General features: G+C 59.8%; 13 protein-coding genes. 4 read left to right on the top strand and 9 right to left on the bottom strand.

Features of this window, described 5'->3' with window-relative positions:
• Nucleotides 1–86 precede the first annotated feature (86 nt).
• On the top strand, nt 87–1,511 hold the full coding sequence (locus FHT85_RS03795; protein ID WP_183773969.1) for a PLP-dependent aminotransferase family protein: 1,425 nt from the start codon (nt 87–89) through the stop codon (nt 1,509–1,511).
• Here FHT85_RS03795 and FHT85_RS03790 read toward each other — a convergent pair.
• On the bottom strand, nt 1,501–2,364 hold the full coding sequence (locus tag FHT85_RS03790; RefSeq protein ID WP_112411529.1) for a helix-turn-helix domain-containing protein: 864 nt from the start codon (nt 2,362–2,364) through the stop codon (nt 1,501–1,503). The genes FHT85_RS03795 and FHT85_RS03790 overlap by 11 nt on opposite strands.
• Before the next feature lie 134 nt (nt 2,365–2,498).
• Between FHT85_RS03790 and FHT85_RS03785 the strand changes: the two genes are divergently transcribed.
• Entirely contained in the window at nt 2,499–3,434 is a 936-nt protein-coding gene (locus FHT85_RS03785) for a phytanoyl-CoA dioxygenase family protein (RefSeq protein WP_112411530.1), read from the top strand.
• A gap of 87 nt (nt 3,435–3,521) precedes the next feature.
• On the opposite strand, the gene FHT85_RS03780 is transcribed toward FHT85_RS03785, so the two are convergent.
• From FHT85_RS03780 to FHT85_RS03760, 5 genes are all read right to left on the bottom strand, one after another.
• On the bottom strand, nt 3,522–4,103 hold the full coding sequence (locus FHT85_RS03780) for a histidine phosphatase family protein (protein WP_112411531.1): 582 nt from the start codon (nt 4,101–4,103) through the stop codon (nt 3,522–3,524).
• Nucleotides 4,104–4,336: 233 nt separating this feature from the next.
• Entirely contained in the window at nt 4,337–4,543 is a 207-nt protein-coding gene (locus tag FHT85_RS03775; protein ID WP_112334859.1) for a hypothetical protein, read from the bottom strand.
• Nucleotides 4,540–5,286, bottom strand: a complete 747-nt coding sequence (locus FHT85_RS03770; protein WP_112411532.1) for a COG4280 domain-containing protein — start codon at nt 5,284–5,286, stop codon at nt 4,540–4,542. The genes FHT85_RS03775 and FHT85_RS03770 overlap by 4 nt, the downstream gene beginning before the upstream one ends.
• 132 nt (nt 5,287–5,418) lie before the next feature.
• Nucleotides 5,419–6,318, bottom strand: coding sequence for a MurR/RpiR family transcriptional regulator (locus FHT85_RS03765; protein WP_112411533.1), 900 nt, complete (start codon nt 6,316–6,318; stop codon nt 5,419–5,421).
• Nucleotides 6,319–6,468: 150 nt separating this feature from the next.
• A complete protein-coding gene (locus tag FHT85_RS03760; RefSeq protein ID WP_112411534.1) occupies nt 6,469–7,506 on the bottom strand; it encodes an LLM class flavin-dependent oxidoreductase in 1,038 nt (345 codons plus the stop codon).
• 214 nt (nt 7,507–7,720) lie between these two features.
• Between FHT85_RS03760 and FHT85_RS03755 the strand changes: the two genes are divergently transcribed.
• The gene (locus tag FHT85_RS03755) at nt 7,721–8,098 is read left to right on the top strand and encodes a cupin domain-containing protein (protein ID WP_112334855.1); all 378 of its coding nucleotides are present in this window, start codon (nt 7,721–7,723) and stop codon (nt 8,096–8,098) included.
• 56 nt (nt 8,099–8,154) lie between these two features.
• Here FHT85_RS03755 and FHT85_RS03750 read toward each other — a convergent pair whose 3' ends face one another.
• A complete protein-coding gene (locus tag FHT85_RS03750) occupies nt 8,155–9,834 on the bottom strand; it encodes a phosphoethanolamine transferase (RefSeq protein WP_112411535.1) in 1,680 nt (559 codons plus the stop codon).
• 229 nt (nt 9,835–10,063) lie between these two features.
• Here FHT85_RS03750 and FHT85_RS03745 point away from each other — a divergent pair, with 229 nt between their 5' ends.
• On the top strand, nt 10,064–10,450 hold the full coding sequence (locus FHT85_RS03745; RefSeq protein ID WP_112399173.1) for a response regulator: 387 nt from the start codon (nt 10,064–10,066) through the stop codon (nt 10,448–10,450).
• Between the two features lie 18 nt (nt 10,451–10,468).
• Here FHT85_RS03745 and FHT85_RS03740 read toward each other — a convergent pair whose 3' ends face one another.
• Entirely contained in the window at nt 10,469–11,170 is a 702-nt protein-coding gene (locus FHT85_RS03740) for a phosphatase PAP2 family protein (RefSeq protein WP_312861324.1), read from the bottom strand.
• 267 nt (nt 11,171–11,437) lie between these two features.
• Nucleotides 11,438–11,815: a VOC family protein gene (locus tag FHT85_RS03735; protein ID WP_015340769.1), complete on the bottom strand. Its 378-nt coding sequence runs from the start codon at nt 11,813–11,815 to the stop codon at nt 11,438–11,440.
• Nucleotides 11,816–11,917: the final 102 nt, after the last annotated feature.

Genomic DNA, 11,917 nt, shown 5'->3' with positions numbered 1-11,917 from the left:
CACAGATCGGGCGTTGATCTCTGCCAGCAAAGAGGTAGGCTATAAACAGCCAGTTTTTTGATTTTTAGCAGACCAGTTGAGGTTTCATGACATCGGTGGCGCAGTGGCCAGCACTGGACCGGTCTTCGGGCGATCTGGAGGGGCAAGTCTACCGCCTGATGCGCGATCGTATCCTGCGCGGGCAGATGCCGGCAGGGCAGCGCGTGCCGTCGACGCGGGTAATGGCCGTCTCGTTCGGCGTTGCGCGCTCGACCGTGGTCAACGCCTATGATCGGCTCAAGGCGGAAGGCTATCTTCACTCGACATCTGGCGCGGCGACACGCGTCGCGGCATTCCCGATGACGCCATTGTCGGGGCAGGCCGTACCACCGCCGCCAAATCTGCCGCGCGTTACGGAATTCAAAAGGGGAGGATTGTTCGAGCCGGGAGTGCCCGATGTCTCGACCTTTCCCCATGCCGCCTGGGCGCGCTGTCTTGGTGCTCGGGGTCGATCGCTGCGGGTGCATGATCTCGGCTACAGCGATCATGGCGGCATTCGCGAGTTGCGCGAGGCGATCCTCGAACACATCTCGGCGACGCGTGGCGTGGTCGCCCGGCCTGAGCAGATCGTGATCGTGCCGTCGACGGGGGCTGCAATCGGGCTGCTAGCGAGCGTATTGCTTCAGCCGGATCATCGGGGTGACATCGCCTGGATGGAGGACCCCGGCTATGCCAGCGCGCAGGCGATCCTGCGGATGGCCGGCGCCAGCCTCGTGCCGGTGTCTTGCGACGCCGAGGGTGTCGATATCGCGCAAGGGGCCGGGCCACCGCCGCGCCTGATCTATGTCACGCCCTCGCATCAATATCCGACCGGCGTGACCATGAGCCTGCAGCGTCGTCTCGCCTTGCTGGAATTTGCCCGCGCCAATGGCGCGATCGTGCTGGAAGACGACTATGACAGCGAGTTCCAATATGCGTCGCGCTCGATCGCCGCCCTGCAGGGCATCGATCACGGTGAAGTGGTCGCCTATATCGGCACCTTTTCGAAGACTCTCGCGCCCGGTCTGCGCGTCGCTTACGCCGTCATTCCCTCGCGGCTTCTGGCGGCGACGGAAGCGGCGCAGCGGCTGAGAGGCGCCGTCGTGCCCGTTCATATGCAGGCGGCTTTGGCCGATTTCATGCGTGAGGGGCGGTTTCGTGCTCATCTGAGGCAGATGAACGCCATTTATGCGGAGCGCATGGCAGCAACCGTTGAGGCGCTTCGTCGCCATTGCGGCGATTGGCTGGAGGTTGGAGTGGGTGGCGGCGGGTTGCAGCTGGCCAGCTGGTTCCACGACGGAAAGACCGATGATGTCGCCCTCGCGCGCGCAATTAACTCCAACGGTTTCGCCGTGCGGCCGATATCGGCGCTGTATCTGGGACCTGCTCGACCCGGGCTGCTGCTTGGTATCGCGCGCGTGGAGGCTCAGGCCGCGGATGCTGCAGCGGCAAGTATTGCCAGGCTGCTTGCGACGATGCTCGTCAACGCCTGAGGAACATTGCCCGATATTCGCGCGGTGTCATGCCTTTCAGCACCCTGAATTGCCTGTTGAAATTGGCAAGCGAGAGATAGCCGACGGCATCGCTGATATGATGGATCGCCTGGTCGGTAGAGGAGAGGCGAGCGCAGGCGTCGCCGATACGCATGCGCATGAGATAGTCCGATATCGTTCCGCCGGTATGGCGGCGAAACATGCGGTGCAGACCGGAGACGCTGAGTGCCGCGATATCGGCCAGCTCATCGAGGCTGATCGCACGGGCATAGTGAAGATGCATATGCGTCAGCACGCGGTCGATGCGCTCGCGGCTTTCCTTGAGATCCGGTGCTTGCGCCGGCGCGCTTGCGAGCGGCGTCGCCTGCCGATCCTCCGCGACCCTCACCAGAATGCCGAGCAAAGCCAGAAGGCGCTCGACGGGTGGCTTTTCGAAAATGGTTTCGAACGAGGAGCGGACGGCGGCCGAGGTCGTCTGCGAAAAGCGAAGGCCGTTGTCTCCACGCTGCAGCATCGCTTCGATGGATCGGAATTCGACGGCGCCGCCTGTTATCTGCAACAGCCAGTCGCGATTGAACCAGAGAACCAAGGCAATATGCGGCTTTTCTTCCTCGATCTTGGCGCGCGAAACCCAGCTATGCGGCAGGTTGGGGCCGACGAGAACGAGATCGCCGTCACCATAGTCGCCACTGTGATCGCCGATGAAGCGCTGGCCGATGGAATTCAGCGTCAGCGTCAGCTCGAATTCCGGATGGTGATGCCACTGGAACGGAATGCAGTCGTCAAGCCTGCGGTTGAGCATGCTCCAGGAGGCTTCCGGCGAACGGGGCAGAACTTCGAGATAGGGCCTCATGGGGCGTCCGCAACATCATTGATGCCAGAATAGTAACAGAATTAGCCAAAGGTGGGCAACATGGAAACTCTGGTTAGAGCTACAACTTCCCCCGTCACCCGAAACCAAAGGGGCCAGCGAGATGGAGGAAACTTATGCAGCCTGCCTTGAAACGAGACGCGCACCCGACCGCGTCAGCAGTCACAACGCAATTGAAGGATATCCAGAAGACATTGCCGCTCAGGGTGCTGTCGAAGGAAGATTGGCAGCATTGGATCACGAAAGGCTATGTGATCGTGCGGCAGGCTGTGCCGGCAGCGAATGTCGAGCGGCTTGTCGACCTTTTGTGGCGTTTTGACGAGAAGGACCCGAACGATCCCTCCACCTGGTATGCGCCGCAGCGGCGCGAGCACAAGATGAAGGAGCTCAACAATACCGGCATGCTGGAGATCTACAATCACCAATACCTCTGGGACAACCGGATGGAGAAGCGGATCTATGATGTCTTCGTCGACATCTGGGATCGGGAGGATCTCTGGGTCACGATCGATCGCGCCAATCTCAATCCGCCGAAGAAGGTGAAGGGCAACCCAAATGGCTTCATTCATTGGGATGTCGACACCTCGATCCGTCCGCTGCCGATCGGCGTCCAGGGTGTTTTGAGCCTGAAGAAGCAGGACGGCGACGTCGGCGGATTCCAGTGCGTGCCGGAGCTCTTCGAGCATTTCGAGGAATGGGAAAAGACGCAGCCGGCCGATCGCGATCCCATGCATCCCGACATGACCGGCCTCTCGGTCGTCAATATCGATATGGAGCCGGGTGATCTAATGATCTTCAATTCGCTGCTGGCGCATGGCGTCCGCCCCAACCATTCGGATAACCGCGTTCGCATGGCGCAATATATCTCCATGCATCCCGCCGAATACGACAATGTCGGCGAGCGCGAGGAACGTATCCGCCTATGGCGGGAGCTAGACTCTCCGAAGCGCGACGCCTTTCCTGGCGATCCCCGTGAATGGGAAAAGCACAACGCCACGACGGCCAAACTCACGCCGCTCGGTGAAAAGCTGCTGGGTCTCAAGCGCTGGTGAGCGACCGCAACTAACCTCTCAAAAAATATCGAGCGGCTTGTGGCCGCTCGATTCGGTTATGCCGATGCGAGGATCAGTGCGCGGCCGTCAGATTTCGTTCCAGCGGCGGATGACCGGCTCGGTCAGGTCGTGCTCATAACCAAGCACGCTGATGCTCGTGGTATCGAGAACCAGATGCGCGCCACCTTCCGGCGGCAGGCCGACCCAGCGGGCGGCGAAGACGCGCAGGAAATGGGCGCTGGAGAAGATCAGGACGGAGCCGTCGATGCCGCGAAGTTCGCCGATGATCCGGTCGGCACGCGCGCCGACATCGGCGGCATATTCGCCGTTCGGGCAGCCGTCGCGAAAGACCTGCCAGCCGGGGCGTTCGGCAAGGATCGCCTTCGTGGTGATGCCCTCATAGGCGCCATAATCCCACTCCGCCAAATCGTCCTTGACGACGCGGCGGTCGCCGAAGCCAGCCAGCGCGCAGGTGTTTTGCGCGCGCTGCGAGGGGCTCGACCAGACGGCGGCGAAATCGATGAGGGGTAGGCGGCCCGCGAGTTTGCGGGCGGCTTCCTCGCCTGCAGCGGTCAGGGGAATATCGGTCCGGCCGGTATGCCTGCCGGAGAGGCTCCACTCCGTCTGTCCGTGGCGTACCAGATAGACTTCGGGATAGGCGCTGCTCATGCCGTTTCTCCTTTTCGCTACAGCATCGGCCTGAAAATCGGGATCGCCTTTCGGAAAGCCTGATGCGCAGATTCAAACATTGAGAGCGTCCATTGTGCGTCCGTACGGACGCACGGCGCTCTCGCGTGCGAAATTCTTCGCATCTGCGAAGGGTTCTGTCGAGAGTTAAGGCTGTTCAGTAAGTGTCGCGACAACCCTCTGCAAATCCAAGCTCTTGCAGAGAGTTGTGAATCTCATCGTTTCACGGCGCGGCGGACACTGTAGAGCAGAATGGCGAGGCAGCCGATCAGCAGGAGAAGGCCACCTGCGAGCGGTGGCAAGGCGAGAAACTCCACCGCTCCGGCAATGACGAGAATGAGGATGAGGCAGAGCGTGGCGAGACTGCCATCATCGATGAACATGCCGATAAGCTCGGAGAGGGCGATGCGCAGGACGGTCATTGGGCTGCCTTTGCTGTTGGGTTGCCGCGCATGGCGCGGATGATGGCGTAGGAGGCGAGCGAGACGATCGCGAAGATGGCGATCAGTGCGAGGTCCTCGCCCGGCCAGTGCGCGCCGATGCCTTCACCGGTCCAGAAGATGCCGAAGCTTGTCAGCATCAGGCCGACGACGAATTTGAGTGTGTTTTCGGGCACGGTGGCGAGTGGGCGATGGACCAGCAGCCCGATCAGCATGACCAGCACGAAGGCGGCAAGGGCGCCGAGACCGGCATAGAGCGTCAGGCCATGGGCACCGCCGACGGCAATCACGATGAAGACCACTTCGACACCTTCGAGCAGCACCGCCTTGAAGGCGGCAAGGCCGGCGAGATAATCGGCCCGGCGGTCGGTGGACTGCGCCTGCAAGGCGGCCGTCTCCTTCGAGAAGGCCGCTTCCTCGTCGTGCAGGGCGATGACGCCGAGCGACCGGAGGATGGCTTTGCGCAGCCAGCGCATGCCGAACAGGATGAGGAGAACGCCGACGACGAACTGCAGGATTTCGATCGGTATCAGCGCCAGCAGCGGTCCGAAGATGAGAACGAGGGCCGCCAGCACGGCAAGCGCAAGCGCAGCACCCGTGAGGGCCGGGCGCCAGCTTCGCGTGATGCCGACGGCAAGAACGATGGTGAAGGCTTCCACGACTTCGACAAACGAGCCGAGGAAAGATGCCGTCACGGTGGAAAGAATGGGCGTGAGGCTGTTCATGAATTGATTCCCGAATGACGGTTAGGGCGTTGAATGCGAATGGTATTTTCCGGACGATTATTCTTCATGTCTTGGATGAGCCGAGGCTTGGTCATATGCCGATATTGCGTGCGCGCTGCACTTCGCCGTCGTTCACTTGCGTTTCCTCGTGCCGCGCTTGCTCCATGTCTTGTCGATGGCACCGCGCAGCTGGCTGAGCTGATCGAGGCTATTGATGGCGGAATCCTTGGCCTTCGCGGCAAGCGCGACGATCAAGGATTCGATCAGAACCAGCGTGCCGGCATGCATGGCGAGGTGACCGGCGTTGCCGCGCGGCACGGGCAGGACTTCGGCCACCTTGTCGGTCGTGAGCGGGCCGAGATCGTCGCTGATGAGGATGACCGGAACGCCATGTTTGCCCGCATGGTCGAGAAGCACTTCGACTTCACGATAGAGTGGCGCATAGGCCATAACCAGTACCGCATCACCTTTGCCGATCCAGAGCATGCGATCCGCAAGCGCTATGCCAGATGCCGAGAGCGCGCTGCTCGGCAGGCCGATGCGGTTGAACTGCAGGCTGGCATAATCCGCCATGGCGCCCGAGGGGCCGATGCCGAAGACATGACGTCGGGCTGCCTTGGCAAGAATATCGACACAGCGCTCGAAACTTACGGCAAATTCCTCGCGCCGCAGAACATCCAAAGCCTGCTCGTGCATACCGATGACATGGTGAAGCACATCGCCGGCCTGGCTGCCCGTTTCAGCCAGCGTGCGTTGCATCCGCATTCCGGGTGATGGTGCTCCGGTCAGCTCCTCAAGCAGCGCGGCCCGCAACGTCGACAGGCTTTCGAAGCCGAGGTTGCGCGCCGTGCGGACGACCGTCGCGTCGCTGGTGCCGGCGAGCTGCGCGATCTGAGCGGCCGAATTCAACAGTGCGGCCTGCTTCTGATCGACGAAGAAACGCGCGATGCGTTGCTCGGCCGGTGCCAGCGTTTCGATCACATCGAGAACGCGGTCTTCGAAAGCGCGAGGTTTCTGCGTCGTTTCTGCCATCGGGGATGCCTTTCGTAGTGAATGCTACCAATTTCATTATCTGTAGCATTTGCTGCAAAAGAATGACAGCACAAAACAAAGGGCGCTTCGCTGTATTGCGAAGCGCCCTTTTTGATCACGTTGAAAGGCAAGCGCGAGAGCTTGCTGTGACTATGCCGCCAATGCCGCGCGCACCGCCGGGATCACCTTCTGGCCGTAGAGTTCGATACAACGCAGCATCTTCTCGTGGCCGAGCGCGCCGGCGCTGTATTTCAGCTGGAAGCGGCTGATGCCGAGTGTCTTGACCACTGGAGCAAGCTTGGTCGCGACCGTTTCCGGCGAGCCGACATAGAGCGAACCCTTTTCGATCTCGTTGTCGAATTCCGCGCGCGTCATGGGCGGCCAGCCGCGCTCGCGGCCGATGCGGTCGCGCATTGCCTTGAAGCAGGGCCACAGCTCCTCGCGGGCCTGTTCGTCCGTTTCGGCGATATAGCCCGGTGAGTGGATGCCGATGGGCCGCACGGGCTTGCCGAGCTGTTCGAAGGCGCGGTGATAGAGGTCGACATAGGGCTGGAAGCGATAGGGGCTTCCGCCAATGATCGCCAGCATCAGCGGCAGATCGTAGTGCGCGGCACGCACCACCGATTCCGGGCTGCCGCCGACGCCGATCCAGGTCTTCAGCTGGCCGCTTTCGATGGTCGGGAAGACCTTCTGGTTGCGCAGCGGCGGGCGGATGCTGCCCTCCCAGTTCACAGGCTCGTTTTTAAGGAGAGCCGCGAATAGATCGAGCTTTTCCTCGAAGAGCTGCTCGTATTGCGACAGCTCGAAACCGAACAGTGGAAAGGACTCCGTAAACGAGCCACGGCCGAGAATGACCTCGGCGCGGCCGTTCGAAACCGCGTTCAGGCTGGAGAAGCGCTGAAATACGCGGATCGGATCGTCCGAGCTCAGCACGGTAACGGCGGATCCCAGATGGATTTTTGATGTGCGGCTGGCGATGGCGGCCAGGATCGTCTCGGGCGAGGAGACGGCGAAATCCTCGCGGTGATGCTCGCCTATGCCGAAGAAGTCGATGCCGAGCTGATCGGCAAGGACGCCTTCCTCGACGACATTGCGCAGCACCTGCGCATGCGGCAGCGGCGTGCCCTTGTCGTCAAAGGTCACGTCGCCGAAAGTATCCAGGCCGAATTCGACATTGTTTGTCGTCATGATTTTTCCTGTCATGTGTCGAAATGATAATGTTGAGACAGCATGTAGTGCCGCTCCCGACCATCCACTACCCGGAAAGTTTCGGCTGAAATCTTCGAAGAATTCGATATGCCGATGGCAACCGGCGATATTCGGCAACGCCGCCGTTGCGATCAGTGGCACTCAATCCGATATTACTTCAACGTCAGCACAGTCGGATCAGGAGAGGAAACACATGGTCGCACTGAAAAAGGTCAATCTTACCAAAGCCTTTGCAGCCTTCGATGAGACATGGAGTCCGCGCGTCGGCGGCGATATCAACGATTTCCAGGTGAAGCTCACGAAGCTGGAGGGCGCCTTCCATTGGCACCATCATGAAGAGGAGGACGAGCTCTTCCTGGTCGTCAAAGGCACGCTGCGCATGAAGCTGCGCGAGGAAAACGGCGGTGACGTCGTGCTCGGGCCGGGCGAATACATCATTGTTCCGCATGGGGTAGAACATTGTCCGGTCGCCGAGCCGACCTGCGAAGTCGTGCTGTTCGAGCGCAATACGACGCTCAATACCGGCAATGTCGAAAACGAGCGGACGATCCGCGAGCCCAAGCGTCTTTGAGCGATCCTGATGCTCCGGCGACCCTTAAAAAAGGCCGCCGGACATCATCTAGCCCATCATTTCAGCGCCAGCTTGTTCGACGGCGTGCGGCAGGTGGCGAAAACATCCAGCTTCGGATCATAGACCTTCGTCGAGACATCCATCATGCCAAGAACGCTGTGGAAGATGTTGTCGTGAGAGTAGGTACCCTCGGCGGCCTGCTTGGCGAGGCAGGCCATATCGAAACCGGCGACCTTGGCGAGATCGTCAGCCATCCATACCAGCATCGGCACATGCGTCTGCTGTGAAGGGGCGATGATATAGGGCGTGCCGTGCAGATAGATGCCGTTTTCGCCGAGCGACTCGCCGTGATCGGAGAAATAGAGCACGGAGCCGGATATCGAGTTCGAGCGCTGCTTCAGCTTGTCGATAACCATGGCGACGATGTGATCCGTGTAGAGGATCGTATTGTCATAGGCGTTGGTGATCTCCTCCTGCGAACAGGAGCTGAAGTCGTTGGAGCGGCAATCCGGCTGGAACCGGCGGAATTCTTCCGGGTAGCGCTGATAGTAGGCCGGGCCATGGCTGCCGAGCTGGTGTAGCACCAGCACGCTGTCGCCCTTCACCTTGTCCAGCCAGCCGTCAACCTTATCGACGAGGATCTCGTCCTTGCATTCGCCGTCCTGGCAGAAGCGCGGATCGGCAGAGTGTGGCAGGAAGGTGTATGAAACGCGATTGGTGACGTCATAGCTGCCTGTGTCGTTGTCGAGCCAGGTCACATCGACCTTGGCGTGGGTCAGCACATCGAGCAGATTTTCCGTCTCCAGCCCCTTGCGATGGCTATATTGTTGGCGCGTGTAGACCGAGAACAGGCAAGGTATCGAGGTGGCCGTCGCGGTACCGCAGCTGCTCGTATTCGGGAAATAGACGACGTTGCGCTTTGCCAGCTCCGGATTGGTCATCTTGGCATAGCCGCCAAGCGAGAAGTTCTGGGCGCGGGCCGTCTCTCCGGCAACGATGATCGTCACACGCGGCTTGCCGTTGTCGACGGCGCCGACCCTGCGGGCATCCGTGCCCAGTGGCTCAGCCACGACATTTGCATTCCTTTGCGCATCGATGACGTACCGCACCGCGCTTGTGATCGGCATCACAGGATTGAGGGTATCCATCATGTCTCGGTGAGCGCGGCCGATGCCGGCATAGGTCTTGTAGAACGTCGTTCCGGCGGCGACGAAGATCGCCGAACAGGCAAGGATGACGGCAGTATTGTAGGCAAGCTTCTTGAGGATCGGGCGATGGACGATCCGAATCCACACGATGACCAGAGACGGCAAGATACCCGTCAGCAAAACATAGGTGATGAAGCGCGTCGTGATCAGATGGCTGCTTTCCGCGCCTGTCGAAACAGCCGCGTTGCGGATCATCTCCTTGTCGATAATGACGCCGAACTGGTCGTTGAACCAGGAAGATACCGAAGCCACCAGCACGAAGAAGATAAGAACCGGCTTCGTGACGTATTTGGCGGAGAAGAACGTGAAGAGCGCCATGATCGCCGCGGAGATACCAATGACGAAAGCGGCAAAGGCGGCCGGCTCGGCGATGAAATAGCCGTAAGCCTTGGTCCAGAACATCCGGTTTGTCACAAGGAGTACATAAAGCGTCGCTACAAGGCATAGCGTGATGCTGCCGATTGCTGGCGCGAACTTTTGTCGGCCAGGTGCTATTTTTTCGTTGGTCAATGATTGTCTCCGAGGCATGGGCTGGCGGCTGACGCAGAAAAGCCCATCACTACAGGTGTGCTTTGGCGGTCAAAGCACGCCACCATGGTGATCAATCCTGACATTTACCTGAACGGCGATTTGCCGAGCGGAGCCGGTTTGGCTCGAATTCAAGCTGTCTTTCCTTTTTGTCGATGTTGTGTCGAAAGTTCAGGTTGTCGTCAGAAATACGTCCCATAGGTTCCCGATTGCAACTGGGGATGCAATCGTGCGGCTTCTATTGGTCGAAGACAACACACTGATAGGCAATGCCGTGCAGGATCATCTGAATGCGGACGGCTGGTCGGTGGACTGGTCCGTGGATTTGGAATCCGCCAAGCTTGCCGCTGCAGCCGAAGCCCACGACGTGATGCTTCTCGATCTTCGATTGCCCGATGGCAGCGGCCTCGATCTGCTCAAGCTCATGGAAGCGCGCGGGGATAGAACCCCCATCATTGTCATGTCGGCCTATGATCAGCTGTCGGATCAGATGACGGCCATGAATATCGGTGCCGTCGATTATCTGGTGAAGCCTTTTGCACTGAGCGAAATGGCGGTTCGTGTGCGCAAGGCGGCAAGGCGCGGCCGCTTGATCCGGATGCGCACTGCCAGCTGAACCGAGCCAGCTTCAGGATCAGGCCCGCGTTCCCGACCGCAGGAAATCGACGGTCGCCATCGCCGCGGCAAAGACCACCAGAGACAAAAGCCAGCCAAGTACTGCGTCCGAGAGGTAATGGGCTCCCGTCATCACGCGCATAGTCGGCATCATGATCGAGATGATGGCGAGCGGGATACCAACGGAGAAGCGCAGCCGCGGCGGCAGAAGCAGCACAAGGCAAAGCAGCCAGCCGCCAGACGACGCTTCGCCCGAGACGAAGGAACAGTTTGCAAGACATCGACCGGCGAACGAACCTGCTTGAACGAAATCCAGCGAACCGCCGAAGAGATCCGTGCTGCGCGGTCTTGGCCTGCCGCCATAGGTTTTGAGCAGCGCGTTGACGATGAGGCCGCAGCCGACGCCAAGCGATATCAGTGCGGCGATATACCGATCCGCTTTCAATGTCCGCCAGCCTGCGCCGTATTTATACCGAGATGAAATCAGGGCGGCGAACAGGACAAGAATGGCGATGTATGGCAGGGCGAGCGTCACGTTTCGCACCATGCGAAGGAGAGGATTTTTGGCGAGGGCAAAGGTACCGCAGACGTTGCCGACGGGGGAGGTCGATGCACAAGGCTCCGCCGTGAAGACGCTTTTTGCAACGGCGAGATCGATGCCCGGAAATCGATAGAAGACAAACAGCAGTGTCCACCAAAGCACGAACAGCGCAAGAAACACAAAAAAGTATCTGCTTACCGGAGCGTTCCGTTTTGTGTAGGCAATGGAGTTGTCGTACATCTAAAAGTCGGCCGCTGTCTGAACACGTTCAAAGTGGATGCCCGCCCGCGTTGTGAAGGCGTCAGGAAACCACAATCGAGCGACTATTATGACAGAAGCCTTAAGCCAGGCTGAAAGGCAATGATCGGTAAGGCCTATCAAGGCCGCACAACCGCGCCGGATGCATGCGGCAAAGTGTTTGCGTTCTCTTTTGTCCCGGGCGGCGATCTATTCGCCGGTCTTGAAATAGGCCTCCAGCCGATAGCCGTCGGGATCGATGACGAAGGCGGCATAGTAGAATTGGCTATAGTCCGGCCTGATGCCCGGCTTGCCGTTGTCTTCGCCGCCATTGGCGATGCCTGCTGCATAGAAGGCGTCGACGGCTGCCTGGCTCGGGGCCACGAAACAGAAATGCAGCCCGGAGCCGCGATCGGCCGGCACGGGACGTTCCACCTCGCTCACCCAGAATTGCGCGCGTTCCGCGCCATATCCGACCGTACCGTCGAAGTTGGTGACGCGCTCATAGCCGAGAGGAGAAAGGGCCGCGTCATAAAATTTCTGCGCCCGCGCCAGATCTTTGACGCCGATCGAAATATGGTCGAACATGAAACAAGCTCCTGCCGTGTTGTCTGCGAAGCTTTACGGAAGGCCCGCTCCTGGGGAAGCGTCGGCTTTCGAAACTCCGCGGATCGATTTCGTCTCACCATC

This window comes from Rhizobium sp. BK312 (assembly GCF_014193605.1).
Taxonomy (GTDB): Bacteria; Pseudomonadota; Alphaproteobacteria; order Rhizobiales; family Rhizobiaceae; genus Rhizobium.
The sequence above is the reverse complement of the archived record's forward strand: the minus strand, read 5'-3'. Positions and strand labels throughout refer to the sequence as shown.